This is a genomic window from Enterococcus faecium (genome assembly GCF_029023785.1).
Lineage (GTDB): Bacteria > Bacillota > Bacilli > Lactobacillales > Enterococcaceae > Enterococcus_B > Enterococcus_B faecium.
Map to the genome: position 1 here is coordinate 1,162,341 of NZ_CP118955.1, position 26,045 is coordinate 1,188,385.

Sequence of the window (26,045 nt, forward strand, 5' to 3'; positions counted from 1 at the left end):
CTGTTTTTTTAGTATTAAAAAGGATGTGAAAAAATGACTGATTGTATACATTCTATAATCGATGGATTTCCTGATTATTTGCATAAATTGGCTTTAGCTGAAAGACCAACCATACCTTCTCCAAAAAGACAGAGAGTTGAAACTTCTGTTTTAGGAAGGTTAGGTGGCTTAGTGCAAGATTACTCGTTTGAAGACATGTCGTTTACATTGCACTATAACTATTTAGAGGATGTGGAAGACCATCAAGCGTTCAAGCAATCGTTTTATATCATGCGTCATTGGTTAAACTATGCAAAGAAATTAGAATTCTCTGATGATCCCAATGTCTATTATGTTATCCAGACTATCGATATTGGGGATGCAGAAAACGATATCGTTGAATGGGGAGAGTTCGATGTAAACATTACTGCGAAACCATTCGCAAGAGTTCAAGAAGATGTGCCTATAACTGTAGATAAACCACGATCATTTAGCTTGCTGAATAATAGTTTAGAAGAAAGTTTTCCAAAGATTATCATCACTCCTTCAGCTACTTCATGCCAGTTCATCTTAAATGATTATGTGTTTAGTTTCGAAGGCTTAGTAGTAGGAACTGACGTAGTCATTGATAGTGATTTAATGCTTTGCTACGAAGAGCAATTGGACGGAGATATTTTAGATCGGTCCAATAAAATGAAGACCATGCAATATCCGACATTGCAAGTGGATATTAATCATTTTAATTGTACTGGTTTGAGCAAAATACAAATTTATCGTAACGGGTTAAGGTAGGTGAAATAGATGATCGATAATTTAATAACTATTTACGATAAAAATGACGCGAATAATTTAGCTGAACATTTATATGATACGCAAGGTTTAGGTGCTTTATCAGACTGGTTAACAGCTACTGTTAGCAATAAACTAAACGGAGCCGAGATATTTCAGGGTACTTATCCAATAAGCGGAACTAATGCAGATTTGATTGTAGAAGGACGTATAATTCAGTGTTATGTAGATGAAAATCGAGCAAAACAACGTCTACGGATCTATTATGCAAAGACTTCTGTAATAGGAAATACGATAGAAGTAAAAGCTGAACCTATTTTCAATGATATAAGAAAATCGGTGTTGAATAAATATGACAGCGGAACAGAAAAAATCACTGCTACTCAGGCATGGCAAAATGCAAAAGTTTTAGCAAAACCAGCTATTCCTTCGCAGTTTTCTTTCTCATCGTTAGTAGATACGCTTGCTAATGTGAAGATAGAAAAAGCGAATTTTTTAGAATTCTTTGGTGGAAAAGAGGGATCTATTCTAGATCGATTTCATGGTGAATTTCTAAAAGATAATAACACATTACGTCATGAAAAAAGTCTAGGTACGGATCATAAAATCAAAGCGATTTATACTAAAAACTTAACTGGTATTGACTTAGAGATAGATGCTCAAAGTGTTTTAGTTGGAGTTTATCCATTCATTAGCAGCTCTTCAGAAGGAGAAGACGAGATCACTCTACCAGAAGAAGTTATTTTCACGGATTACGTGGATGATTATCCTGCTGGATATGTTTCTTTTGTTGATTTTAAAGACAAAGCGACTGATGTAGCCACATTAAGGGAAGCTGCTAAAGACTGGTTGAAAACAAACATAGATAAACAAAAACCACAAGTGAGTGGTTCGATTGAATTAGTACCATTGAGGCATCAAAGAGGCTATGAAAAATTTGTTGATCTAGAAAAAGTTTCGATGGGCGACGGAGTAGATGTGTATCATCCACAGTTAAAAGTGAATATGTCAGCGAGAATCGTGGAATATACGTTTAATGTTTTAACTAATTCATACGATAAATTAGTTGTAGGAAACGTCAAAACAAACTTCTTAGAAAATACAGAGAATAATGTAAGCAATTTGATTAATGATGCCATTGATCAATTGAAAAATGGTGGCGAAATCAGTGATTTAATCAATGATATTGTAGATCATCAAACTGATATAATTACTGGCCAAGATGGTGGGTATGTTTTATTAGATCCTAAAGAAGCACCTAGTCGTATTTTGATTATGGACACGCCAGATAAGAATACTGCACGGAACGTTTTACAAATCAACAACGCTGGTATTGGTTTCTCTAAAACTGGCATTAATGGAACGTATGACACCGCATGGACGTTAGATGGCGGATTCAATGCCTCGTTTATTACAGCTGGTGAGATAGTAGGGATTACTATTAGAGGTACTACATTAATTAGTGATGGCACTGATTATAGAACAAGTATTGCTAATGGCAAAATGACTTGGTATTCAAAAAAAGTTAACAAAGATATTATGGAGCTAGAAGCACGTGATTATGTAAGTGCTGATGCCGGTATTGTATCATACACCATGAAAACTGGTGGTGGTTTCATGATTAGAAATCCACAAGGTAACTTGGTTTTTAGTACGTGGGATAATGGCAATAACAGACCGTTTTTATCTTTTGGTGCGCCCAATTTCAGGTATAGCAACGCTAGTTATATAACTGATGGCGACGGTAGTTCTTTAAGCATTAATGGTAGTGCGGGTAGTTCATGGGAGTTTAAAGTAGCTGGCAGGACTATGAAATTTACTAGTGACGGTATGCTAACGTTGCCAGGTTGTTTTTTTGGTTCATGGGAAGATGGGAAACTTGCAAGGTTTGAACAATCAACGGTACAAGTATATAAAGATTTTACTGTTAGAGGTACTAAAAACTCAACTGTACCGACAGAACATTATGGACAACGACTATTGAACGCTTATGAAACTCCAGAATATTATTTCGCTGATTATGGGGAAGCCGTCACAGGTGATGATGGTAAAGTTCGTGTTGATATTGACCCCATGTTTGCTGAGACAGTAAATCTAAGTCGATATATGACACATGTGACACCTACAGAACTAGTTTTGTGTGCTGTTACTCATGAAGATATTGACCATTTCATCATTGAAACTAGTAAGCCAAACGTATTAGTTAGATGGAATTTAGTGGCACACCGTCTAGGGTATGAAGATATTAGATTAAAAGAGGATACAGCATATGATAGCACAGTGCTTGACCAAAAACGTTTTTAAAACGAAGACAAGGAGGTATATAAATGGCTAGCAGTTTATATAATTTGGCTTTAGATTTCAGCAAAGAATTAAACTACACCAAAGCTATTATGGCTCGTCAAGGTGATAAAGGGATTACGGTGACTGTTAAACCGTTTCTAAATGGCTTGCAGATGGATACGAGTGGCGGAACATTTACTTTAAAAGGAACAACACCATCTAACCGTTACGTAGATAGTGTGGCAACTAGTGTAACTAGTGAAGAAGTCACGTTTTCTCTTAATGGAACATTTATGAGTGAAGCAGGATATTATAAACACTGCTATGTAGAATATAGAAAAGACAATCAAATTTTAACAACGCAAGATATCATTTTTTTCTCACTAGGAGTGTCTGACATTTCGCAAGGCCAAGCCGATGAATATGTTTCGCAATTAGAAGAGTTGATTCGAAAGTATAACGAAACTTTTGATGCTTTTATGGCTGAAATCGAAGGTAGAGTGGATAGCTTAAATCAACAGATTACTGATTTAACTGGTCAAGCTAAAACGCTACAAGACAAGTTAGATGCTCTGAAAGAAGAAATTTCTAAATTAGGTAACTTACAAGTGATGTACAGTAACAGCATCGACTTCGGGGGCTATGATTATTCGGGGAACCCTAATATTGCGCCTAATGTAGGTTTTAATGATTTTTACAACAATGGCTCTCAAACTGGTTACACCGCTAAAGATGGAGTAGACCACATTGCGGTTACAAGAACTGCAGATGCGCCTCCGGCTGGAAAACTATTAAACCTCCGCACATTGTTACCAAACAAAACTTATTCTCTCAGCGTTGATATATGGGCGGATATGGAAGTGCCATCTGGCGCGATATCTTGTAATATTCGATTAAGAGAGGGAACAGAAGTAAGGTCTGTTTGGGCGCTTATAAACAAACCTGTGGGTACCAATAGAACGACCTATAGCGTTACGTTTACTACAGCTGCTAATTTTGTGACTACAGAAGAGTCTAGAATATCTTTGTGGTTTAATGATTCAGCTGGTGCATGTACAGGCTATTTAGGCTATAACATCAAAATCGAAGAAGGCTCAACAGCCACCCCGTACCAGCCTAACTTACTTGATGCACCATATTATTTGAGTAAGATGGCTTTGGGAGAAAATATTGCTAATAAAACTATTAATGGATAGGCTACAATTAACTAGACAGAAAAATTAAGGTGTGTAGACTAGAAGAAAACATACCAGGAGGAATTTTTATGTCTAAGAGAACACGAAGAACTTTTTCACAAGAATTCAAGCAACAAATCGTCAATCTTTACTTAGCTGGAAAGCCACGTGTAGAAATCATTCGAGAATATGAACTAACGGCTTCAGCATTTGACAAATGGGTAAAGCAATCTAAAACGAGTGGTTCATTCAAAGAAAAAGATAATCTTACGCCTGAACAAAAAGAATTGTTAGAACTACGTAAAAGAAACCAGCAATTAGAAATGGAAAATGATATTTTAAAGCAAGCAGCGCTGATATTCGGACGAAGAGACAAGTAATCGATGCGAATAAGCATCTTTACCCTATATCAGCGATGTGCAGAATATTAGGTCTATCACGTCAGTCCTATTATTATCAATCAAAACCAAAGAAAGACGAATCAGAACTTGAAGAAGTAGTCGCTGAAGAATTTATCCGCAGCCGAAAGGCCTACGGCTCAAGAAAAATAAAAAAAGCCTTATCAAAACGAGGCATTCAGATCAGCCGACGAAAAATTAGTAGAATCATGAAAAATAGAGGATTAAAATCGAGCTATACTGTTGCTTATTTTAAAGTACATCATTCTACTTGCAATGAAGCCAAAACGACAAACGTATTGAATCGTAAATTCTTAAGAGACAACCCATTAGAAGCGATCGTAACAGACTTGACTTATGTACGAGTCGGGAAAAAATGGAATTATGTCTGTTTCATTTTGGATCTGTTCAATCGAGAAATTCTCGGCTATTCTTGTGGAGAACATAAAGATGCCGTTCTAGTAAAAAAAGCATTTAGCCGTATCAAACAACCTCTGACAGAGGTTGAGATTTTTCATACTGATCGTGGAAAAGAGTTTGATAACCAAGCTATTGATGAATTATTAACAACTTTTGACATCAATCGATCATTGAGTCATAAAGGCTGTCCTTTTGATAATGCCGTAGCTGAATCAACTTATAAGTCGTTGAAGGTAGAATTTGTCTATCAATACACATTTGAAACCTTACAACAATTGGATTTGGAGTTATTTGACTATGTCAATTGGTGGAACCACCTTCGGTTGCACGGTACACTTGGCTACGAGACACCGGTTGGTTACCGTAACCAGAGATTGGCGCAGCGAATCCTTGATAATGAGCTCGGATGTGCTAACGCTAGCGAGGCAGTCTAACTTTAACTGTTAGCTCCTGCCGAAGATCGTCACATCCGAGGAGGCTCATTGTCAAGGACAATCGGAATAGCATACGGAAAGAAGTTCTGCACCTTATAAAATTTGTCAAAAAAACTGTTGCCATTCCATAATTATCCTATTAAAACAAGTGCTTATGCAACATATACAGCTTCCAATATAGAAAATTATCAGGCTAACCAAACTTACACAGTAACTATGAAAGCTACTAAACCAGCTACACAAACTTTTGGTGTTTATATAAAAGGTGGAACTCTTGGTGTTGGTAATATGATACCAGTTGAAGGTAAAACAGACGAATGGTCATTATCTTTTACAGTTACACAAGCCCATATTAACGCAGGGGTAACTCATGACTTAAGTATTTATCAATTGCCACAAGCTACAGTAGGAGCATGTCAAATTGACTGGCTCAAGATCGAAAAAGGGGACACCCGAACCCCGAATATTGAGCAATATAAATACCGAGGAATCGGTATGCGAGACTCAAACAACCCAAAAGATTATGTATGGGATCTAGCACCAGAATATGTCGAAGACAATCTTGCTACAGATGTTAAAATTTCTGAAATCACAGGCAAAGCAAACAATTATACCGATGGGAAAGTATCGGAGATTAATTCGCAGTTGACAGCTTCAATTAATGAAGTTGATAAAAAAGTAACTGCCAATACTTCTAAGATAGCCACTAACATAACTAACATTAAAACTATTAGTGATGCAATGCCACTATACGCTATTTACAGTGAAGGTAGAGACTTAACAGATTCACCAGATGGGACAAAAATACCAATAGGGGCTCTTGTAGCTACGGACTTTGCTCACACAGCTAGTGATTTACCATATACGATAAGTAGGGATGGGATTACCTTAACCGCAACTAGAAACTGTGTTTTATTTTTCGAAGGTTCTGTAAAATTGCATGGAAACAATACGTTCAAATTTGCTTATGTAAAAATTAGAAAAAATGGAAGTGATACTAACTTTGCTAATGTAGGTAGTAGTGCCAATTTAAACTATATGACATCTCAAGCTGGTCAGTACGTTCACACTTTAGTCGCAGGAGATAAAGTAGAATTTACTTTAGGGATAGATGCCGCAGCAAAGATGTTCCATCTACAACTATTATCCTTAAAAATATCAGAAGTAAAACCTGTATAAAATACTAATTTTGCTACCAACACGCTCAAAGGAGGGTGTTTTTATTGTGCAATGAAAGGGGTGAGTGATGAAGCATGGATAAATTGTTGGAGTCGTTGCTTTCAAATCCTGAACAAATAAGTTTTGCAGTATTGTTTGTCGGCTTACTTGTTTGGGTAATGAAACAGAACAATACAAGAGAAGAACGGTATCAAGATACTATCGACAAATTAACGAACGCTTTGGGTGATGTAGAGACAATCAAGAGTACCGTAGAGAAGATTCACGAGAAATTACAATAGGAGAAATAAATGGACTAAACTGAACATTCAGATATAGAAAATCATTTGATGGATAAGTGCTACTTGATTTGAAAAATAGTACAAATTATTTGTTGGAATATATATTCTGTATGCTTTAATTTGACGCTGCCAAATAATAAATTTATGTTATACTAAGTTATATTTTGAAATAAAGAGGAGCTAATTGTTTGGTATGATTAAAAAAATTAAGAGCGACAGACATTTATTTATTGTTTTATTTTGTATTTTTGTATTTATGCTTATTTTGAATAGTATGTCCCCTTTGGTACACGACGATTATTCTTATTTTGTAAAAACCTCAAGTATAAAAACAATTTTATCTGACGAATATCAACAATATATGACATGGACTGGTAGATCAGTAGTCCACGTTATTTTTCGCTTTTTTACTAAACTACCAAAAATATATTTTAATATATATAATTCTTGCATGTTTTCTATATTGGTTTATCAAATTATTATGTTTTCTTCCATAATAAAAGATCGGGCTACTAAAAATGTTTATCTAAAAGGGTTTATCATATTTTCATTAATGTGGATATTTACTCCAGCTTTCAATAATGTTTACTTGTGGATGGCTGGTTCTGTGAATTATCTCACTGCAATGGTTATTATGTTATCTTTTATTCTGGTTTATCATCGATATATAACAGAATCTAAAGAACAAAATAATAGTTTTTTTAAGACAATAGGGATGCTTCTTTTGGGAATAATAGCTGGTTGGTGTAATGAAAATACCTCTGGAGGCACATTGTTCATTGTTGTAGCATATACTGCTCTTTCGTATTTTTATAAGAATAAAAAAATAGAAAAATGGATGATTGCTGGTATTGTTGGAAATATTGTAGGTTTTCTTTTTATGGTAATGGCACCTGGCAACGACATCAGGGCTACTTATTTTGATAGAAGTAATCTTTCAATCTTTTGGAAAATTCTTGATGCAATACCTGCAATCAGTCGTGCATTACAGGAAAATGCAATGTTTCCTCTAACGATAGCATTAGCTTTGATTGTTTTATCATACTTAAATAGTAGTTTAACAATTAGTAATATTTTAAGTTCATTGTTTTTCGTTGGTGGCATATTGACAATAGGAGTTCTTACTATTTCTCCAACCGCGTTATCTTGGTCTAGGTCTTATTTTGGGGGGATTATTTTTATTTTCATATCTATAGTAATTAGTCTTTTTGAATTGCTAACAAATTTTGATAAAATCAATAAAGTTGTTTTTTCTATGATCTTCAGTTATTTAATGATTAGTTTTTTATTACTTTTTTTCAATGGAACTGCTGACATATATAAAAACTATGTAAGTTACAATAATCAAAATGAATCTATTAAAAGGCAAATTAAGAATGGTGAAATGGATATAGTTGTTCCACCATTAAATTACAATCCACAAACTATTTATCCAGTTTACAATGGTAATGATATTACTTCAGATAAAAATAATGAGAGAAATAGAAGTGTTGCTGCATATTGGGGAGTGGACTCTATTAGGGTAGAAGAAAAAGAAAAATAGCAAAATCAAATATTTTTATTTTCATAATATATTAATGTTTAGACACGATTTATATCGTGTCTTTTTGTTTAAGTATAATTTAGTTTTTGATAAAAAAACTAATAATTAAAGGAGTAGATGATCAATGAAAAAGAAAATTACTATTACTGCGATGAGCCTATTAACGGCTCTTTTTTTATTGCCAATTAATGGGTTTGCCTATACGATCAACAATGAATTTAATTTAGGTGTAAATGAAGGTAGCTCACAAGTAGCAAATAATCAGTATATTTTACTGCATGAAACAGCTAACGAAACAGCAACAGGACGCAATGAAGCACAGTATATGCAACGTTCATGGACTAGTGCTTACACTGCTTACATTGTGGGAGACGGTGGAATTGTTTACCAAGTTGGACAACCTGGTTATGTACAGTATGGTGCTGGTTCATATGCTAATGCCAATAGTCCTGTGCAGATTGAGTTACAACACACACATGATAAAGCAACTTTTGAAAAGAACTATAAAGCATATGTTGAATTGGCTAGAGATTCAGCAAAGAAATATGGTATTCCATTAACATTGGACACTCCTTATAACCAACCAGGAATTAAATCACATTTATGGGTAACACAAAATATTTGGGGCGATCATACAGATCCTTACGGTTATCTTTCTGAAATGGGTGTAAGTAAAGAAAAACTAGCCTATGATTTGGCTCATGGTTTTACGGATGATAATCCAACTACTTCGGAGGATAAACCAGTAATTGATCCAACTCGAGCAGGTGCTGCAAATTCTACGCTGACAGATGGAACAAATTACGCCCACGTTGATCAGTTCGGAGAAATCGAAAACGCAAACTTGCATGTAGCTGGATGGCACATTGCTAATTATAAATACGAGTATATTTTCATTATGGACTACAATACTGGAAAAGAACTAGCTAGAGTAAGAGCTGATGGGATTTATAGACCAGACGTAAATCAAGCTTATAATACTTTAGGAAATGTTGGCTATCATGTATCTTTCAATATGCGTAATTTTCCTAATAAGAAAGTCTATGTCATGATGCGTGCAACGAATGATCCAGAAGGGAACACTAAAGGCGGAGCACAAGATTTTCATGACAAGCGTTGGTATTTGAATATTCCGCAACGATAAAAAAATAGCCCCTCGATGAGGGGCAGTACATATAAAACTAAAAAATAATCGTCTTTTATTATATTATTGCTATAATAATATGGAGGTGATGTAATGGGCAAATTAGTTAGTCTTTTTAAAAATAATAAGTTTCAATCTTTTTTATGTGGTGTTTTAGGAGGTTTTATAGTTTTTATTGTATTTGGCATTGATTGTAGTCTGTCAGGTTCGCTTGCAGAATGGTTAAGTGCCCTTGGGACAATAGGTGCTGTCTGGGTTTCATTATGGATTGTTTTTGATGAGAAAAAGGTCAATGTTTTAATAATAGTTGATAAAACTCGCGAGCAAAACAAAAGTGAATCCACGATAATTGGTGGGGATTTTAAGTATGTTGAAGCGTATGCGCATAATTATGGTACAAGACCAATTGCTATTTTATTTTTGGGTTTTAGACCCCAAGGTGCTGATAAGGATGATTATATTAAGAGACCAGACGATCTCTTAGATAATCCAGAAATCGAATTTATTCCACCTGGAAATCTAGGAAAAAAACATCAAGAAGATATTGAGTATTTATTGAGTGCAGGACAAAGATATGTAAACGAGGATAAAAGTTTACATCTGGAAGCGGTCTTTATCGATATTCAAGGAAAAGAATATTTAAAGGATATCATAATAACTGGTACTTTATAGTTAGTAGAAACCCTCAACCAACATTCTTGACTGAGGTTTTTTTCATTTTTTCTGAAAAAATCTAATCAAATAATAGACTAAAAAAAAACCATGTGAGATAATAAACATAGAAAAAAGCTTCAGATACTCCCTCACCCTAGAGTCTTTCCCCAAAAAGATAAGTATCTGAAGCTTTTTTCTTTTTATGACTTGGAAATAATAGCATAAAATAATATATTTTACAAAGAATAAGTACAATCTAGTTTTTTGCTATTAAATATGTAATAATAAAGATGCCACCGCAACGTAAAGAATGAAAAAAATAATTTATCTTTTCTCAGGTCCATTCTTTTTGTTTGCAGGAGTTGTGGTGGCTTTCCATACCCTTAGCTCAGTTGGTTAGAGCAGACGGCTCATAACCGTCCGGTCGTAGGCTCGAGTCCTACAGGGTACATTAATGTAGCCATTTGAATCGTTCTGTGTTAGAATTTTTTGAAGAGTATTATACAAGCTAAAGCTTTTCTTCATTGCCACTCAAATGAGTGGCATTTTTATGTATCCTTTTATGGATTAATGAAAGGATGTTTCACATAGTTATACTTCTGTATATTTGAAAAGTTTTACTTTGATTTTTAAATAGAAAGACATTTGGATTATATTGTGAGATAATAATAAAGAAGAGTTTAAAGCGTTCCCCAAAAACCACTCCCCAATAAGTGTGTTACGCTTTAAACTCTTTTATATTTGAAGCCATTAAAAAGCATACCATATAACTGTAAAAAATAATGGAAAAAAGGCTTATAATTGGAGTGGTAGTTAATTAGTGACTTATTTTTGATTTTATAGCACTGATACTATAAAATATAGATATCATCATATTACACAATCTTAATACTAACTTAAAAAATATCTCCTTTCATAAGTATGGTGATAAAATCCGTTCCGGGCTACCTTTTTAGGTAGCCTACTTTAATCTTTGTATCTTTCTGGATCAACGAAAGTATACTTTATATAGTCATAACGCCGATGATCGCTTCGAGCGTCTGGCACGTCAGTCACGATATCAAACAAAAAATATACGTCTTTCTTCATTCTAGTTTTCGCAGCAGGAATTTTGAAATAGTTCTTATTAGAATAGTAGAGATTGATTAATAAGCTATCTTCGATTGCTAAAAAGAAAACTTCTGAATCCCATACTTTATAAAAATCTTTGACAAATCTATTCGAAGGATCAAATTTAAACCATAATTGTGTCTTTCCTTCTATTAAAATATCTTGGTTATACGCATCTTCTTTGAAATTTAAGGTAATTGATATGTATCCCGACCAAATATTAGGGTTGTTAGAAATTAAAGATCCTAGTCCTAGTGATAATAAAATACCAGATAATTATACAGTGCAACAGTATATTGAAGATATTTACAATGTTAGATCTGAAATACAAAGAGTTCTAGATAGAATTGAAAATGAAATTGGTAAGATAATGATGGAAATTGAAAGATCGTGATAAAGTTTTTGTTACTATTTTTAATAATGCAGCAAAAAAAATATTGCCACCATTTTGCCACCGATGACTGAGGTTTTCTCAGGTGTTTTGAAATGACCTAAAGATAGAAGAGATTATTTAGTTCCTTTATAACCTTTAATACTAGAAGCTTAGAGACTATCTTAGATTAATAGAGTATAGTACAGTTAGATTATTGCGAAAAGAAGCCTTCATGGCCGTTCTGAAAATGGATGAGGAAGAAAGTAAGAAGTAGCAAGGAATTTAGGAGTTTCTTAGCTTCCAAAATTTGTGAAATTCAAAAATATTCGCCCTATGTTCGCCCAAGTTTTTACTTGGGCGAATTTTTTGCATTTTAAATCAAAGATCTTTTCAGACGTTGGGCGAAAATATCAACAGCTTCATTTTTCATTTTTTTGGTTACATGTGCGTAAGCATCCATAGTAGTAACTAATCTAGAATTACCAACTCGAGCCTGGATTTCTTTTGGGTTTGCCACCGGATTGTTACCGGTGGCTTTTTTTGGTAAAATTCAAGAATTTTTTCTTAAATTCTCCATGATATCTATCGTTTCAGTTTTTATCTTATTTGTCACATGAGAATAGGTGTACATCTAATAATGCCTTGGATACCTTGGAATCAGTGGATGAGTTGGAAACAACTTTGGATTAATCAAAAGAATCCATGTATAAACTGAGTTATGCCGTTTAAGTTAGCGCAGAATCCCTAGCTATTTAAAAAATGGTTTGGCTAAGATCTCTCAAAAAGAGTATTTATTCAAATAACTTTTTAGAAAAATAATTAGGCTAGAAACAAAAGAAGCCAGCTACAAGAGCTGGAAAAGTTAATTTTTTGTATTCAGATAAATTAATATACAAATAAAAAATACTATCGAAAACACTAACCCAACTAAATAATTGGATAAAAAAAGGGGATCAGAATCTGAATCATCCCAAATCTTGATCATGAAATAGATAAATGGGAGGAATGAGACGACCAATAAACAATCTTTTTTACGCCATATTTTCAAAGAACTTAGAACAATAATTTTATATGCACAAGTAACCCAGAATAAGATTTTACTAATAAATAACAAAGTTATATCCTCTTTATTTTTTCTCTTTCCCAATATATTTATTTTATCACTATTTATTTATTATGAGAAAGAAATGAGACTAAGGGGAGAAGTCACAACAAAGTTTCTGAAGAAGAAATATAAAATGGCAAATCGGCGTGTTGTTAATGCGAGTGAGGCTATTCGTAAGTTTGGATTTCTATATTAGATAATGATCGTCAATGGGAGGGAACGGAATAAAAATAAAAGACGGATTTTACGATAGTAGTCATGGTATTGATGGTTAAATACTAGATATGCCGATAAAGTACCCTAATTAATTCGGATTGAAAGAATGATGAAATGCGATAGACAGCAACGGTTGAAAAATAGTAAGAACAATTAGGAAGAGTTGAAATTCACATCCTTGTTTTTACTATTTCCGTTGCTGTCTATCAATTTATAAACATCAAAGTTATGTTTACTTAAAATATATCAATTGCTTATTGTCAAAGATAAATATAATACGCATCAGCTTCCGAAGTAACAGAATTTACCTTATGGAGTCCTTCTAATTTGATGTGGAGTTCATTGGCAACTTCTTCAATATATTTGTTAAATATCCTATTTTCTAATTTTAAATAATTAGCAATCTCTATAGAAATAACTTTTTTACGTTCTTTTCCTATAAACTGAATATTAAAATTCCTTATAACGTTGTTTCTATCACTTTCATTAGGAAAGCTACTTCTCATTGATACATATTTTTTTATAGATGCAAGAGTGCTTTTTATCATTTGAAATTCATCCATAACTTCACCTTCTCTAATTATTTTAATTTTAATTTAATTATACATGATACTTTTGTTTTTAGCCATTTTTTTGCTGAAGAGAAGATTGAGGTCATTATGCAGGAGAAGAATGAAGAGGCAGCTAATTAGTCAAATGAAAAATTTGATAAAACAAATCAAACACAGATTACAATAAATGGTCGTTTTTGCAGTTTGATCGTGTAAGATTTGTAAAATAATAAAGCTAAGATAAGCACAGCGGTTTCTAGTAAGGCGTATTATGAATTGATCCACAACAAGATAAATCAGAATTTTATTTAAATGAGTAAAAAAAGAGAAAATAAGGCACTTAAAGTCTAGCGACTACCGTTAGGGGAAAAGATAAAAAGATTCTTTTCATATTTTTTAGTTACATAGACATTCAGAAAAAAAGACAATCAACTAGTGATTGTCTTTTAGAAAATTTTCAATTATTTTTGTGATATTACTAGAAAATGAGACAAGAGCAAGACCTAAAATATTTATGAAAAAATTGAAATCTAAAAAAATAGCATTAAGTATAACAAGAATCATTCCGGTGTATAAAAATATATTAGCATTAAGTTTGTTGATAAGCGTCATTTTTCTTCCTCCTATCACTTTTAGATAAGAGTATCTCTTATTTATTTTATAGTCAATACCTTAATAATAAGTCGACAGAAACAAGAATTAAGGAGAAACAGTTGGATGTCAAGTGATAGTACTAGTATAAAGACAAAAACAACAAGTGAGAAAATTTATAGTTATAAAAGCAGAAAAATTAATAATTCTTATAAAGATATCGCAAAACAACGATAAAAAGAATAAGAGATAAAAACAACCCTACTACGTAAAAATTTAATGCTGAAAGCGATTGATAAAATGTATGTTTTATTATTTTTATTATAAAAAACGCAGATGGTAAAAAAGAAAGCACTAATATAATCGCTTTTCTAGAACGTTTAGTGAAGTAAAAGAAAGAGATGACACCAATACAGACTGGAATCCAAAATAAAAGCATACTAAATGTGACCACAGCATCATCTCCCATATAGTCTTATATCAATTAGGATAATAGCATTTTATCAACTAATAGCCAACTAATAACCAAATAATAAGAAGAATAGTTTCGAATGAATCACAGATACCTCAAATTAACAAAATTAAGAAAACACGAACTAACTGCAGCGAAAGCAAAATTAAAAAAAGAATACGGAGCTTCTGCAGAAGAAACATATAAAGTTGCGAAAAATTGTATTGCTAATATAATCACACTGCAAACATTTTGTTTAAAAACGGAAATAGTTAACGAAGAACAAAAAGAAACTAGATATTACTCGATAAATTGATAGAGAGATCATTCATTGAAGGTCTTTCTCGTTGGTTAATCAATTATTGTGATTTTCTGAAATTTCACATCTTTTTTATTTATATTTAAACCGTATATCGAGTGATTATCCTTGTGTTAGCATTACATCCGTGTTATAGTAAATAAGTAATCTAATTTGAAACGTAATCTGAGCGATATATTCACACTATAAAAACTCCTTTTACCAAGTAATATTAATTGCAATAAAACACGTATTATATACGTATCAGGAGGAAATATATATGAATAACGGTACAGTAAAATGGTTTAACTCAGATAAAGGTTTTGGTTTCATCACTGGTGAAGATGGAAATGACGTATTCGCTCATTTCTCAGCAATCCAAGGAGAAGGCTTTAAGTCTTTAGATGAAGGCCAAGCAGTTACTTATGATATTGAAGAAGGACAACGTGGTCCTCAAGCAGTAAATATCGTAAAATAATGTTGAACGTTAACCGCCTCATATGAGGTGGTTTTTTTGTTTATGTCGGTAGAAAAAATTCCTCACCGTAATATTAGGTGAGGGATTTTTTTCGTTCATTAATTAATTTTAACATTATTTTTTGCTTCAGTTTGGCTATTTTCTGACAGCCAGTTTTTACCTGCTTTATTTGAAATTGTCGAATCGTAAAGAAGCTACTTTTTTGAGCAAAGGAATTTACATATTTTATTAAAAATGGTTTAATGGTTTAAACTAATAAACGAAATAGGTGGATCACAATGAATGGACACGATCGCTTAAAAACAGAACTAGAATCATTAAGTGATTTTTTAGCAGCTTTAGGTGACAGAAAAAGACAATTGATTTTGATTAGATTATTAAATGAAAAAAGCTGTCATGGTTTGCAAGTAGGAGAACTAACTGACGATACAGGTTTATCAAGACCAGCAGTATCGCACCACTTGAAAATTTTAAAAGACGCCGATTTATTAGAGGTCAGAGAAGAAGGAACTAAAAATTTTTACTATTTAAAACACGAAAATAAAAATATATATAAACTAAGAGATTTTTTGTCTGACGTAATAGATGAAATAGAGGAGCTAAAAAACAGTGAAGAAAATTCTGATAGTTGAAACAAATGTCAATCAATACAAAGGAACAAATAAAGCTACTGGGCTTTGGCTAGGAGAAACAGTAGAATTTTTAGCAGAAATCTATAAATATCAATTTGAAGCTGATTTTGTCAGTCCGTTAGGTGGTTATGTACCGATTGACCCTCGAAGTATGAGAAATCTAGATTCTGATGTAATAGACCTTTATTCTAATAAAGCTTTTATTGAAAAAGGTTTGAGGAATACGTTGTCTCCTGCAAACGTAAAGAGCAAAGATTATACTGCTATTTACTTTACTGGTGGGGGTGGGCATGGTGTCATGTGGGATTTTCCCGAGAATAGTGCATTACAAAAAATAGCTAGTGATATTTATGAATCAAATGGATATGTGTTATTTGTGTGCCATGGTATAGCAGGTTTATTTAATATCAGACTTGCTAATAATGACTATTTAATAGCAAATAAAAAATTGACTGGTTTTACTAAAGCGGAGGAATTATTGGCGATGAAAAGCAAAGTAGTTCCTTTTGATAATGAAGAGATGACTGTAAGGAGAAAAGGATATTTTATCAAGAAGCGTTTCTTTAAGAGTCATGTGGTAAAGGATGGACATCTGATTACTGGACAAAATCCGTATTCAACAAGAGAACTAGCACGAACATTCATTAAGGAGGTTATCTAAATGCAAACAGTTATTGGCAGTAATGGCCAAATTGGATACGAGTTAGCAAAAGAACTTAATCAAACTTACGGGAAACAGCTTCGCTTAGTTAGTCGAAATCCGAAATCAATCGACGATACAGACGAACTAATCTCAGCGGATATTTTTAGATCGTGAGGCAACTATTCGCGCTGTAGCAGGAAGTGAGATTGTTTATTTTGCTGCAGGATTACCGATGGACTCCGAACAGTGGAAAACAAAATTTGAAATCATGTTAGAAAACGTCATACAGGCTTGTAAAGAAACAAAGGCGAAATTAGTTTTTTTCGATAATACTTATATGTACGAAAAAAATGACACGGAACAATTTTAGGATAGCAAATTTATTTATGATGGTATCAAATCCACTGTTCGAGCTAAAATGGCAGACCGGCTAGTGACTGAAATGGAGAATCCTGACATAGATGTGATGATTTGTCGCGCTCCTGAATTTTATGGACCTAATAAGACGCAAAGTATTACAAACAGTTTATTGTTTAACCGAGTGAAAAATGATAAGACTGCTTTGTTACCAATTTCTGATCAAACATTAAGGACATTAATATGGACACCTGATGCTAGTAAAGCCATGGCGCTTTTAGCAAATCAGCCTGACACTTATAACCAAACCTGGCATCTACCTTGTGATGTAAGTCGAACATATGAAGAGATGATAAAGTTGATGGAAGAAAAATTGCACAAACCGGTAAAATATAAAGTGATCAAACAATGGATGTTTGATCTTGGCTCTATATTCAATAAAAATATGCAAGAGCTAAAAGAGTTATTACCTAGATATCATTATGACAACAAGTTTAATTCTGATAAATTTAAAAAGAAATTTCCAGATTTTGAAATAACAACATTCTCAAATGCATTAGACGATTTATTCAAGTTAGAAAAGTAATATTACTCGAGAAAAAAACGATAGTTGACTTTCCATATTTAATGGATGTCAACTATCGCTTTTTCGTTTTATCTCATGGCTAGAATAACAATTGCCAAGTAAAGCCAAACTTGTCAGTCACCCAGCAAACTTCCGTATACTTCTCATAGTTTTTTTCATGCATCATTACAGTTCCGCTATCTTTTAATGTATTAAACGCCTGATCGAATTCTGCCTGATCATCTACTTCAATCAAAATGGTAGATGCCCAGGTGGAGGCAGGTGCAGGGAAATCTTTTGACATATCCAAAAATCCAATTACTTGATTGCCTAATTTAAGTTCGCCTTCAAGGATAAGATCCGGTTCCTCTTTACTGGTATCTCCATACCGATTCAACTTAGTGATTTCGGAGTTAGGAAAAGCTTTGTGATACCAATTGATTGCTTCTTCTGCTTGACCATTATACGTCAAAAACGGCAATATTTGCTTCATCTTTTTCCCTCCAGATTCCTTTTTGCGAGATCGATTGCAAAGCGATTGTAACATGGAATGGGTAAAAAAGACTAAGGAAAGGAACTAAATCGAAATGGTGAATTCTCCTGCATAAGTTTCATGGGATTCTTTAAGTGTTTATGACAAGTTTTTCTTTCATTAATAATCAGTCTAGTATTTATATAAAAACGCGGATAGCAAATATAATAGGGCAATATGTGCCGGATAAAAGATATAGAAGAAATATTTCATTCCTTTTCCTTTTTGTCCGTTATATAACAATATCGGGATGACTGAAAAGATCATTATCCACTGGGTCGTACCCAAGAAGAAGTATATGCCGGCAACGATTGAGATAATAATACATTGAATGCTACGGTGATTTCTTACTAAATAAAGTAAAGGAATCAAAAGAACCATAAAATTATTTTCTGCTAAAAGCAGTGCAGGTAAAAATGACGTAATCAGCATAAAAACAATTTTATTTTGAACGATTACTGGACTGGAAAATAACAAGGGAATAAATAGTGAGAGTAAGATTGGTAAAATGAACAAGAAAATACTTGTAAGAATCTTTTTCCAACTTCCAGTATTTTTTCCATCAGTGAAAAGATCAATTGCATACATCATGACCGTACCAATAAACAAATCTCTAAAAATATTATTTATCAATACCACTTCATCATAATGAACGATATTACCAAGAAAATAAGTGAAGAAAGCCATAAGAACCATTGAGAAATAAAGTCGCTGCATATATTTCTTTTTATCATGTGTATGTGAGAAGCCTGCAACGCTTATAAAAAAGAACAAAGTAGCAACTGGCCTACCAAACCAATCCAGCCAATCGGGAGCACCAAACGGATAAAACATTTGATGAATGTGATCGATAAACATCAACGTAATCCCTAAAATTTTTAGATCAAAGGTAGAAAATCCTTTTTTCAAGCTAACAGTATTCAAATTTTTCCCTCCTAATTAAATAAATGAAACAAGTGACAGTTGTATTATTAATAAAGTTGAGCAAGAATCACAATCGAAAAAGCTACCACTTTTGTCATATGATTTTCTATAATAATTAACGAGATGGAGAAATCATCTTTGAAATATTAATGAATGGGAGATAAAATAGAGCGTAACTATAATTAAATTATGTAAACCTAAAAACTGCAAGTAATTTCTATGCCAATGTATCACGAAACTAGAAGTACTCCAATTTGTCTAAACGTTTATCTATAATAAAAAAGTGCGAAATGCCGCACTCTTTATTTAGTTTTTATGCAAAAAATCAAGTTATAAGATAAAGTAGGTGAGATTTTGTTACTATGAATAACATAATAAGAAAGTAAAGTGGATTGATTTGAGATCTTTTTATACTTCAAAAAAGATAACACCCAACTTTCAAAAATATGTTTTGGAAGTTGGGATAAACGAGTTAATACATTTTAATACATTATTTTTTATTCAAAAAAAATAGCACAATGGCAAAGATCATAAGAGAGATCATAATCCCCAATGAATGACTAAAAAGAAAAGCAGAATCACATGCCATATCATCCCATATTTCTTCAAGAAAATAAATAAGCCGGAAAAAGGGAAGGAATAGTAGAACATCGATCCAGCACCATTTTTTTCTTCTTTTGAAATAACATAAAACAATAAACATGAACGTGCAGGGAAGTAAAAACAAAGCTTTACTCATAACTAACAAAATACCAGCTCCTTTTATTTTTTTCTCCCCCACATTCAAAGAGTCACAATGGTATGTACTTAATAATAGAAAAATGGATCAACTTGTATGAATATCAGCTGAAAAGATCTGCACCAAATAAAAAACTTCCAGCCAAAACTGACTGGAAGTTTATTTTTTTCTGAAATATTCTAACACAAATATGAAAAAGATGGCTGAAGCTAATAAGCCGATTTCGTAGCAAAACAATGAGATACCAGAGTCGTAATAATAAAATCCTCTAATCTTATGGATAAAATAGATCATCGGACAAGCAGATAAGAGTAAGTATTTATTAGGCCTTTTGAATAAGTAAAAGAAAGCACTGGTCATTATGATAAATGGTATCCAAAACAAAAGTTTACTTAAGACAATCAAATGATCAACTCTCATATTTTTTACCAAGAGAGATCATAACATCTTTATCGTAAAAACAAAATATTTTTTTGCTCATTTTGAAAATTTAAACATACTCGTTCTTATCCAAATATATAAAAATCGCCCCTCATCCATCGAGAGGCGATAAGTTCTAATTTAACTCAATTTTTTTTGTTTCTTTTGGCTGATGAGCTGTTTTAGGTAATACTAATTTCAGCACACCGTTTTTAAAGGTTCCAGTGATTTTTTCTTCATCAACATTAGGAAGATAGAATGAACGTTTGTAAGAGACCGAATGTCTTTCTTTCCGTACATAGTTGCCATCTTCTTTATCTTCTGTATGGGACTCATGATTGGCGGAGATCGTCAAAGTATTATCTGAATATTCAACTGTCGTGTCTTCTTTGTCACAGCCAGGCATATCAGCAGTTAGTTTGTATTCTTTTTCATTTTCGACTAAATCCACTTTTGGATAACTTGAAACACCTAAAAAATCATTGAATGCTGGACTAAACACGTCATTGAAATCAGGGAACATGTCGCGAATGCTAGGTACATTTGCCATTTTTAATCATCCTTTCAATAAGTATTTTTTATTTATCCCTATTTATGTAATAACTCTATTTTGAAAAAAATGCAAGTATAATGGTTAGCTTTGTGAATATTTCATCTAATACGATACAAAGGCTATCTTTCTAATTTGAAAAAGGGATCATTAAAATAATAAGAAGAAAATATGTCAAAAGGTAAAAAAAGTAAATTCTTCTATCCAAATATAGAAAAATTGAATCTAGAAAACCGTCCGACAATAAATTTCATTAACTCAGTTGACCGAAAATGAAGTAGATACCAAAAATTTATCAAGAGAGCAAGTAGAGAAGTGAGTATATTCATAAGAGAAAAGCTGTAACGAATTATTAGGTTAATGCAAATGCTTATTTATACTCCGTATAACTTTCTCAGAAAAAATGATACCGATAATGACTTGCTAGTACTGTAAATCCGTATAATATCATCTAATCAAAATGGTGTTCCATTTGCATCTGTCATCGTAATCGATCCTTCGGGTGACACTCGATAAAAACCAACGCTTCCAGATCCCCCTTGGGAACGGATTTGTTTGCTGGAAGCTGTGAACAAATAATCTCGATCAATTTTTTGATAAAAGCTAATAACAATATCGTCACTTTGTAATTCGGAACGGTGGGCAATAAGAAATAGAAGTGCTTTGTCAGAGTTTTCTAATGGAAGAGAAGGTACAGTGTTTTCTTGCATTTCAGATGTTGAAGAAATGCTAGACGACTGAATACTTGATTGGCTATGTTGCGAATCTACATTACCAGTAGAAGTATTAGTAATGGAAGTAGTAGAAGTACTTTTAGTTGAACCAACCTCAGTTGTTGAAATGGCTGCTGAAGATTCTTTAACAGAATTCTTTGTTTTATATCCACAGGCAGAAAAAAGTATTACAGTTCCCAACAAGCCTGCGTAAATCCCTTTATGCATGATAGCTCCTCCTAAAATAGATTATCTTTATTCAGTATATCACTTAAACAAAGAGAAGCAGATGGTTTAAAATGAAAAAACCTTCCCAATAAAGGGAAGGTTTATGAAGATAATAACTTTTTTAATAATTATAGCTTTCTAATATCTTTCATCAACTTTTCTAGTAATCATTGGGAAAAATTTCAAGCAGTAGATCGCACAAATACCTACGACGATATAAATGATCTTCGCAAAAATAGTTGTTGAACCACCAGCAATCATAGCTACTAAATCAAGTTCGAACAAGCCTACCAACAGCCAGTTCAACCCTCCCACAATCAATAAAGTTAATGCAATAGCATCTAAAGTTTTCATTAGAATTCTCCTTCCTTAAATGATAAAACAATTATATATCAAAAAGAGAAACATTGCTTATATAACGCTCAGGAATTTTAGTAATCTATGCAAAAAGATGAAAATTTTTTTTGCTCTTCCATTAGTACACATTTTTTAGCTGAAGCTGTAAATTTCATGTCTTAATTTTTTTTAGTGAGCTTTTATACTGGATTTGTAAGAAAAAAGAAGGAGAGGATCACATATGCCGGATTGGTTGGATATTGCAGGAAAAGTAGTAATTGTAACTGGAGGTTCCTCAGGAATTGGAAGAAGTATCGTCGAAAATTTGTTGAAGCAGAATGCACAAGTAGCGAATTTTGATGTAACTGAATGCCGTATACAGCATGAAAACCTACTATCTTTAAAAGTCGATGTGTCTTCTAAAACGGACATAGAAGAAGGGATATATAAAGTAATGAAACATTTCAAGACGATCGATGGTCTAGTCAATAATGCAGGAATAAATATTCCTTCTCTTCTAATAGATAGAAATCATCCAAAAAGCAAGTATGAATTATCAGAACAAGTTTTTGATAAGATGATCGCTGTCAATCAAAAAAGTGTATATTTGATGAGCCAAGCAGTTGGAAGAATCTTGGTGCAAAAGGGATCAGGAGTGATCGTGAATCTTTCTTCTGAATCAGGATTGGAAGGATCAGAAGGACAGAGCTGTTATGCTGCTACAAAAGCAGCGATGAACAGTTTTACTCGTTCTTGGGCAAAAGAGTTAGGAAAGAGGAATGTTCGTGTGGTAGGTGTTGCACCAGGGATACTGGAAGAAACCGGTTTGAGAACACAAGAATATGAAGAAGCTCTTTCTTATACGAGAGGTATAAGCGTCGAACAGCTGAGAAACGGTTACAGTCGAACAAGTACGATCCCTCTAGGAAGGAGTGGTAAGCTGCAAGAAGTGGCGGATCTAGTCTGCTATTATCTTTCAGAAAGATCAAGTTATATCACTGGAGTCACGACTAATATTTCAGGAGGTAAAACAAGAGGATAAAGGATAGGGGGGACGCACGTGACGCTAGTAAACAGATGGTACCAATTATTGAAATTACTAGTCACTCACAAGAAAGTTTCAATCCAGGAAGTGCAAAAAGAAATCAAAACCAGTAATCAAACCATAAAAAAAGATATTGGGGAGTTGAATGAAGAAATTGCCGGTATTGCAAAAATCATCCAAAAAAACAAACATTTTGAACTTGAAATTTATGATTTTGATTTTTTTGATGAGATCATGCAAGGAAAATTGAAAACAGCCAGTGATTTCAATTCGGCATCCAAAAGAATCGCTTATTTACTAAATAGGCTGATCGAAACAGAGGATTTCTTACGTATGGATGATTTGTCTGAAGAAGTCGGTGTCAGCAGAGGAACAGTGGTCAAGGATCTAAAGACATTAAAAGAGATGATCAATGATTTTGATGTAAAGATTACAGGCACACCAAATAAAGGACTAAGAATAATAGGAGATGAGCTAGAATTACGACTACTTTTGTTTTATTTTGTTTCTCCCTACTTTTCAGAGACGAAAACAGAACAGGTTCTAGAAGAAAAACAAGCAATCAAACATTTTCAGAAGAAGACGAATGCTAGTAAACAAGAAATCACCCTTTTGACGAAAGTTATCGGTATTTCTTTGAATAGAATCTCTAGTAACTATCTGTTGAAGAAGCCCATCAATCGTTACAGTGGGTGTTTTGAATATATCCAAGAATTCAATGAACTGATCAATCGGTTGGAAGAAATCTATGAACTAACTTTGAGCCAATATGAAAAAGATTTTGTCAGTTTTCCTTTGAACATCATCAACACAAGTATAACGATGATAAGAAAAGCTAACTCTGATTTGCGCTTATATTTCGACCCCATGATGATGCGTATTCGACGATTAGATCTCATTGATCTGGATGAGTCCTTCTTATATCAAGAGATGAAACAGCACCTCTCTTTATTGATAAATCGGGTAATTTTTCGTTATCGATTGACTGATTTATTTTATGGTGAGATAGAAAAAAAGTATCCTTTTTCTTACCAAATCGCTAGCGAATGCATACAAGCATTAGAAGCTATCTTGCAACATAAGATCTCTAAAGTAGAGATCAGCTACCTAACGTTGTATTTGGAGTTAGCATTTCGATATCAAAAGAGCATTTTTCCTCTAAAAAAGTAGCCATTGTTCATACGACAGGAAAAGGAACAGCATTAATGATCCAAAGACAAATCAAAAGGATATTGGGGACGGATATACAAATAACACATGTTTCAGAAGAACAATATGAAAAAGTAGATCTAAACAAATATTTCGCTGTTTTTACAACGATTCCGTTAAAAAATGTAAATGAAGAGACACCGGTGATCCATTTGACTAATCTTTTCGATGACTCTTGGTTAAGGGCACAATGGCAAAAAGCAAAAAAAAGCGATTAGTCGGGTTTCATTCTACTGTTTTTTTCTATCAAATATGGAAAGAAAAAAAGACGTATCAAGAATATTTAAACAAATTAGTCGCTCCTTTGATCAGAGGCTATTATGTGGATGAAGAATTTGAAAAAAGGATCTTGAAAAGAGAATCTCAGCAAAGCACATTTGTTAACAAAGAATTTGCTTTTCCTCACACAACCAACCAGCTATCTCAACACATTGTTTTATCAGTAGGGCTAATAACTGATCAAGGTTTAGCAGAAACAGGAGGAAATGGAGTTATTTTTTTATTTGCCATACCTGAAGAAATGACGGCTGAAGTTGAAAATGAATTATTTGAGCTATACGATATCCTATTTGAACTCATAAAAATGGGAATAGATGAGTTTATTGAATTAGCACCGACACAGGAATCATTTTTAAAACTAATCAAAAGTAAAGGAGAGAGACTTCATGAATGATATGTATCTATTCATAGTTTTCGCAGCTTCAGCTTATGTGCTGCAAGCAGTTATCAGTTGGAAGCAACTAAAGCATTTCAATCAAACATATAGCGAACTGCGAAGAAAAGGAAAAGTAGCGATTGGTAAACGACCTGGGAAAATCCGTTCAGGCACGATTGTTATGCTAGCTATAGACGATCATGATCAAGTTTTAGAAGTCAGGAAAATGCAAGGGGTTACATCTTTGGCAAAATTTCATTCATTACCTGTCTATGCGGGTGAAGATATCCATTACATCGATCGTTACCATCCCTCAGTTCGAGCGGAAGATCGTTTGACACAAGCAGCTTTAGAAAATGCCAGAGAAGTATACTTACGAATAGAGGCAGGAAATGAAAAAAGTGAACAACCTACATTGCCTTTTATTGCTATGCTCAATAATTTTCGGATATGGAAAAGTACGATCAAAGAAAAAAGGAGTGACAAACGATGGATATCATAACAAAATTTGCTGAGAGATTTATGAGGCTGTTCCAAACAGGTGCAGAAACATTCATAAGCTGGATGACAGGAATCGTACCAGTTGTCTTGATGCTGATGGTTGCAATGAATACGCTGATTGCTTTTTTAGGTGAAGACCGAGTAACGAAAGTAGCCAAATTATCAGCGAAAAATCCGCTTACTCGTTACCTTGTGTTACCGTTCTTATCTGCTTTTATGTTGGGAAATCCTATGTCATTTACAATGGCTCGTTTCCTTCCAGAATACTACAAACCAAGCTATTATGCTGCTCAAGCTCAATTTTGTCATACGAGCAATGGTGTATTCCCCCATATTAATCCTGGAGAATTGTTTGTATGGATTGGGATTGCTCAAGGGATCGAAACCTTAGGGCTAAATTCGATGGAGCTGGCTATCCGATACTTGCTTGTGGGACTGCTGATGAACTTTATTGGTGGTTGGATAACTGATTTTACTACTGGATTTGTATGCAGACAGCAAGGAATCGTTCTTAGCAAAAAAGTAGAGCTTTCAGTTGATTAGA

The 26,045-nt window shown here is 33.4% G+C and carries 28 protein-coding genes, 1 tRNA gene and 3 pseudogenes; 21 read left to right on the forward strand and 11 right to left on the reverse strand.

From position 1 onward, the window contains the following. Positions 1 to 33: 33 nt before the first annotated feature. The 10 genes and pseudogenes from PYW34_RS05600 to PYW34_RS05645 all read left to right on the forward strand — a co-directional run bounded on the left by PYW34_RS05600 (position 34) and on the right by PYW34_RS05645 (position 10,730). The gene (locus PYW34_RS05600) at positions 34 to 771 is read left to right on the forward strand and encodes a phage tail protein (protein WP_002334516.1); all 738 of its coding nucleotides are present in this window, start codon (positions 34 to 36) and stop codon (positions 769 to 771) included. 9 nt (positions 772 to 780) lie between these two features. Next, on the forward strand, positions 781 to 3,072 hold the full coding sequence (locus PYW34_RS05605) for a phage tail spike protein (protein ID WP_002334517.1): 2,292 nt from the start codon (positions 781 to 783) through the stop codon (positions 3,070 to 3,072). A gap of 23 nt (positions 3,073 to 3,095) precedes the next feature. After that, positions 3,096 to 4,232, forward strand: a pseudogene (locus tag PYW34_RS05610) (coiled-coil domain-containing protein); the annotation flags it as partial. Between the two features lie 83 nt (positions 4,233 to 4,315). After that, positions 4,316 to 5,478 (forward strand): IS3 family transposase gene (locus PYW34_RS05615; protein WP_086956687.1). Its coding sequence is split into 2 segments (ribosomal slippage): positions 4,316 to 4,592 and positions 4,592 to 5,478, totalling 1,164 coding nucleotides; the frame shifts between segments, so codons are not numbered across the junction. 129 nt (positions 5,479 to 5,607) lie between these two features. Further along, positions 5,608 to 6,657, forward strand: a pseudogene (locus PYW34_RS05620) (hypothetical protein); the annotation flags it as partial. 74 nt (positions 6,658 to 6,731) lie between these two features. Beyond that, positions 6,732 to 6,938 (forward strand): BhlA/UviB family holin-like peptide, encoded by a 207-nt coding sequence (locus tag PYW34_RS05625; protein WP_002334520.1) that lies wholly within the window; start codon positions 6,732 to 6,734, stop codon positions 6,936 to 6,938. 193 nt (positions 6,939 to 7,131) lie between these two features. Beyond that, complete coding sequence (locus tag PYW34_RS05630) at positions 7,132 to 8,481, forward strand: DUF3329 domain-containing protein (RefSeq protein ID WP_002334521.1); 1,350 nt, start codon at positions 7,132 to 7,134, stop codon at positions 8,479 to 8,481. A gap of 124 nt (positions 8,482 to 8,605) precedes the next feature. Then, entirely contained in the window at positions 8,606 to 9,625 is a 1,020-nt protein-coding gene (locus PYW34_RS05635; protein WP_002334522.1) for a peptidoglycan recognition protein family protein, read from the forward strand. 93 nt (positions 9,626 to 9,718) lie between these two features. After that, on the forward strand, positions 9,719 to 10,297 hold the full coding sequence (locus tag PYW34_RS05640) for a hypothetical protein (protein ID WP_002334523.1): 579 nt from the start codon (positions 9,719 to 9,721) through the stop codon (positions 10,295 to 10,297). Between the two features lie 359 nt (positions 10,298 to 10,656). Next, positions 10,657 to 10,730: transfer RNA gene (locus PYW34_RS05645), tRNA-Ile, on the forward strand. Between the two features lie 515 nt (positions 10,731 to 11,245). On the opposite strand, the gene PYW34_RS05650 is transcribed toward PYW34_RS05645, so the two are convergent. From PYW34_RS05650 to PYW34_RS05670, 4 genes are all read right to left on the reverse strand, one after another. Then, entirely contained in the window at positions 11,246 to 11,548 is a 303-nt protein-coding gene (locus PYW34_RS05650) for a DUF5960 family protein (RefSeq protein ID WP_025478623.1), read from the reverse strand. 1,795 nt (positions 11,549 to 13,343) lie between these two features. Next, positions 13,344 to 13,646, reverse strand: a complete 303-nt coding sequence (locus tag PYW34_RS05660) for a hypothetical protein (protein WP_002322940.1) — start codon at positions 13,644 to 13,646, stop codon at positions 13,344 to 13,346. A gap of 420 nt (positions 13,647 to 14,066) precedes the next feature. Then, on the reverse strand, positions 14,067 to 14,246 hold the full coding sequence (locus PYW34_RS05665; protein ID WP_002333026.1) for a hypothetical protein: 180 nt from the start codon (positions 14,244 to 14,246) through the stop codon (positions 14,067 to 14,069). Positions 14,247 to 14,424: 178 nt separating this feature from the next. Then, positions 14,425 to 14,679: a hypothetical protein gene (locus PYW34_RS05670; RefSeq protein ID WP_002298667.1), complete on the reverse strand. Its 255-nt coding sequence runs from the start codon at positions 14,677 to 14,679 to the stop codon at positions 14,425 to 14,427. Positions 14,680 to 14,776: 97 nt separating this feature from the next. On the opposite strand from PYW34_RS05670, the gene PYW34_RS05675 reads away from it, so the two are divergent. The 5 genes and pseudogenes from PYW34_RS05675 (at position 14,777) to PYW34_RS05695 (ending at position 17,670) form a co-directional block, all read left to right on the forward strand. Further along, entirely contained in the window at positions 14,777 to 14,992 is a 216-nt protein-coding gene (locus PYW34_RS05675; RefSeq protein ID WP_002323043.1) for a hypothetical protein, read from the forward strand. A gap of 262 nt (positions 14,993 to 15,254) precedes the next feature. Next, on the forward strand, positions 15,255 to 15,452 hold the full coding sequence (locus PYW34_RS05680; protein WP_002293041.1) for a cold-shock protein: 198 nt from the start codon (positions 15,255 to 15,257) through the stop codon (positions 15,450 to 15,452). Positions 15,453 to 15,730: 278 nt separating this feature from the next. Then, the gene (locus PYW34_RS05685) at positions 15,731 to 16,084 is read left to right on the forward strand and encodes an ArsR/SmtB family transcription factor (RefSeq protein WP_002324895.1); all 354 of its coding nucleotides are present in this window, start codon (positions 15,731 to 15,733) and stop codon (positions 16,082 to 16,084) included. Continuing rightward, the gene (locus PYW34_RS05690; protein WP_002330163.1) at positions 16,062 to 16,745 is read left to right on the forward strand and encodes a type 1 glutamine amidotransferase domain-containing protein; all 684 of its coding nucleotides are present in this window, start codon (positions 16,062 to 16,064) and stop codon (positions 16,743 to 16,745) included. The genes PYW34_RS05685 and PYW34_RS05690 overlap by 23 nt, the downstream gene beginning before the upstream one ends. Further along, positions 16,746 to 17,670, forward strand: a pseudogene (locus PYW34_RS05695) (NAD-dependent epimerase/dehydratase family protein). A gap of 79 nt (positions 17,671 to 17,749) precedes the next feature. On the opposite strand, the gene PYW34_RS05700 reads toward PYW34_RS05695, so the two are convergent. From PYW34_RS05700 to PYW34_RS05730, 7 genes are all read right to left on the reverse strand, one after another. Then, entirely contained in the window at positions 17,750 to 18,142 is a 393-nt protein-coding gene (locus tag PYW34_RS05700; RefSeq protein WP_002323082.1) for a VOC family protein, read from the reverse strand. 171 nt (positions 18,143 to 18,313) lie between these two features. After that, on the reverse strand, positions 18,314 to 19,105 hold the full coding sequence (locus PYW34_RS05705; protein ID WP_002334528.1) for a TraX family protein: 792 nt from the start codon (positions 19,103 to 19,105) through the stop codon (positions 18,314 to 18,316). Between the two features lie 490 nt (positions 19,106 to 19,595). Next, a complete protein-coding gene (locus tag PYW34_RS05710) occupies positions 19,596 to 19,886 on the reverse strand; it encodes a hypothetical protein (protein WP_025478622.1) in 291 nt (96 codons plus the stop codon). A 117-nt stretch (positions 19,887 to 20,003) separates the two neighbouring features. Beyond that, positions 20,004 to 20,264, reverse strand: a complete 261-nt coding sequence (locus PYW34_RS05715) for a hypothetical protein (protein ID WP_025481096.1) — start codon at positions 20,262 to 20,264, stop codon at positions 20,004 to 20,006. A gap of 136 nt (positions 20,265 to 20,400) precedes the next feature. Next, complete coding sequence (locus tag PYW34_RS05720) at positions 20,401 to 20,814, reverse strand: Hsp20/alpha crystallin family protein (RefSeq protein ID WP_002299276.1); 414 nt, start codon at positions 20,812 to 20,814, stop codon at positions 20,401 to 20,403. Between the two features lie 455 nt (positions 20,815 to 21,269). Continuing rightward, a complete protein-coding gene (locus PYW34_RS05725; protein ID WP_002330164.1) occupies positions 21,270 to 21,755 on the reverse strand; it encodes a hypothetical protein in 486 nt (161 codons plus the stop codon). A gap of 138 nt (positions 21,756 to 21,893) precedes the next feature. Then, entirely contained in the window at positions 21,894 to 22,109 is a 216-nt protein-coding gene (locus tag PYW34_RS05730) for a DUF378 domain-containing protein (RefSeq protein WP_002289418.1), read from the reverse strand. Positions 22,110 to 22,332: 223 nt separating this feature from the next. Here PYW34_RS05730 and PYW34_RS05735 point away from each other — a divergent pair, with 223 nt between their 5' ends. From PYW34_RS05735 to srlA, 6 genes are all read left to right on the forward strand, one after another. Beyond that, a complete protein-coding gene (locus tag PYW34_RS05735; protein WP_002299273.1) occupies positions 22,333 to 23,133 on the forward strand; it encodes an SDR family oxidoreductase in 801 nt (266 codons plus the stop codon). Between the two features lie 18 nt (positions 23,134 to 23,151). Further along, positions 23,152 to 24,306, forward strand: a complete 1,155-nt coding sequence (locus tag PYW34_RS05740) for a BglG family transcription antiterminator (RefSeq protein WP_002322732.1) — start codon at positions 23,152 to 23,154, stop codon at positions 24,304 to 24,306. A gap of 35 nt (positions 24,307 to 24,341) precedes the next feature. Beyond that, a complete protein-coding gene (locus tag PYW34_RS05745; RefSeq protein ID WP_002319294.1) occupies positions 24,342 to 24,563 on the forward strand; it encodes a hypothetical protein in 222 nt (73 codons plus the stop codon). A 104-nt stretch (positions 24,564 to 24,667) separates the two neighbouring features. Continuing rightward, positions 24,668 to 25,018 (forward strand): PTS sugar transporter subunit IIA, encoded by a 351-nt coding sequence (locus PYW34_RS05750; RefSeq protein WP_229205521.1) that lies wholly within the window; start codon positions 24,668 to 24,670, stop codon positions 25,016 to 25,018. Beyond that, positions 25,011 to 25,502 carry a transcriptional regulator GutM gene (locus PYW34_RS05755; protein WP_002299268.1) on the forward strand — a complete coding sequence of 164 codons (492 nt, stop codon included), beginning with the start codon at positions 25,011 to 25,013 and terminating at the stop codon, positions 25,500 to 25,502. Before PYW34_RS05750 ends, PYW34_RS05755 begins: the two co-directional genes overlap by 8 nt. After that, entirely contained in the window at positions 25,490 to 26,044 is a 555-nt protein-coding gene (gene srlA, locus PYW34_RS05760) for a PTS glucitol/sorbitol transporter subunit IIC (RefSeq protein WP_002319296.1), read from the forward strand. Before PYW34_RS05755 ends, srlA begins: the two co-directional genes overlap by 13 nt. Position 26,045: the final 1 nt, after the last annotated feature.

Excerpts from the sequence above, each read along its gene's own strand:
- PYW34_RS05600 (WP_002334516.1), top strand. The coding sequence starts at position 34 with ATGACTGATTGTATACATTCTATAATCGATGGATTTCCTGATTATTTG.
- PYW34_RS05605 (WP_002334517.1), top strand. The coding sequence starts at position 781 with ATGATCGATAATTTAATAACTATTTACGATAAAAATGACGCGAATAAT.
- PYW34_RS05625 (WP_002334520.1), top strand. The coding sequence starts at position 6,732 with ATGGATAAATTGTTGGAGTCGTTGCTTTCAAATCCTGAACAAATAAGT.
- PYW34_RS05630 (WP_002334521.1), top strand. The coding sequence starts at position 7,132 with ATGATTAAAAAAATTAAGAGCGACAGACATTTATTTATTGTTTTATTT.
- PYW34_RS05635 (WP_002334522.1), top strand. The coding sequence starts at position 8,606 with ATGAAAAAGAAAATTACTATTACTGCGATGAGCCTATTAACGGCTCTT.
- PYW34_RS05640 (WP_002334523.1), top strand. The coding sequence starts at position 9,719 with ATGGGCAAATTAGTTAGTCTTTTTAAAAATAATAAGTTTCAATCTTTT.
- PYW34_RS05660 (WP_002322940.1), bottom strand. The coding sequence starts at position 13,646 with ATGGATGAATTTCAAATGATAAAAAGCACTCTTGCATCTATAAAAAAA.
- PYW34_RS05665 (WP_002333026.1), bottom strand. The coding sequence starts at position 14,246 with ATGACGCTTATCAACAAACTTAATGCTAATATATTTTTATACACCGGA.
- PYW34_RS05675 (WP_002323043.1), top strand. The coding sequence starts at position 14,777 with ATGAATCACAGATACCTCAAATTAACAAAATTAAGAAAACACGAACTA.
- PYW34_RS05680 (WP_002293041.1), top strand. The coding sequence starts at position 15,255 with ATGAATAACGGTACAGTAAAATGGTTTAACTCAGATAAAGGTTTTGGT.
- PYW34_RS05685 (WP_002324895.1), top strand. The coding sequence starts at position 15,731 with ATGAATGGACACGATCGCTTAAAAACAGAACTAGAATCATTAAGTGAT.
- PYW34_RS05700 (WP_002323082.1), bottom strand. The coding sequence starts at position 18,142 with ATGAAGCAAATATTGCCGTTTTTGACGTATAATGGTCAAGCAGAAGAA.
- PYW34_RS05715 (WP_025481096.1), bottom strand. The coding sequence starts at position 20,264 with ATGAGAGTTGATCATTTGATTGTCTTAAGTAAACTTTTGTTTTGGATA.
- PYW34_RS05720 (WP_002299276.1), bottom strand. The coding sequence starts at position 20,814 with ATGGCAAATGTACCTAGCATTCGCGACATGTTCCCTGATTTCAATGAC.
- PYW34_RS05725 (WP_002330164.1), bottom strand. The coding sequence starts at position 21,755 with ATGCATAAAGGGATTTACGCAGGCTTGTTGGGAACTGTAATACTTTTT.
- PYW34_RS05730 (WP_002289418.1), bottom strand. The coding sequence starts at position 22,109 with ATGAAAACTTTAGATGCTATTGCATTAACTTTATTGATTGTGGGAGGG.
- PYW34_RS05735 (WP_002299273.1), top strand. The coding sequence starts at position 22,333 with ATGCCGGATTGGTTGGATATTGCAGGAAAAGTAGTAATTGTAACTGGA.
- PYW34_RS05745 (WP_002319294.1), top strand. The coding sequence starts at position 24,342 with ATGATCCAAAGACAAATCAAAAGGATATTGGGGACGGATATACAAATA.
- PYW34_RS05755 (WP_002299268.1), top strand. The coding sequence starts at position 25,011 with ATGAATGATATGTATCTATTCATAGTTTTCGCAGCTTCAGCTTATGTG.
- srlA (WP_002319296.1), top strand. The coding sequence starts at position 25,490 with ATGGATATCATAACAAAATTTGCTGAGAGATTTATGAGGCTGTTCCAA.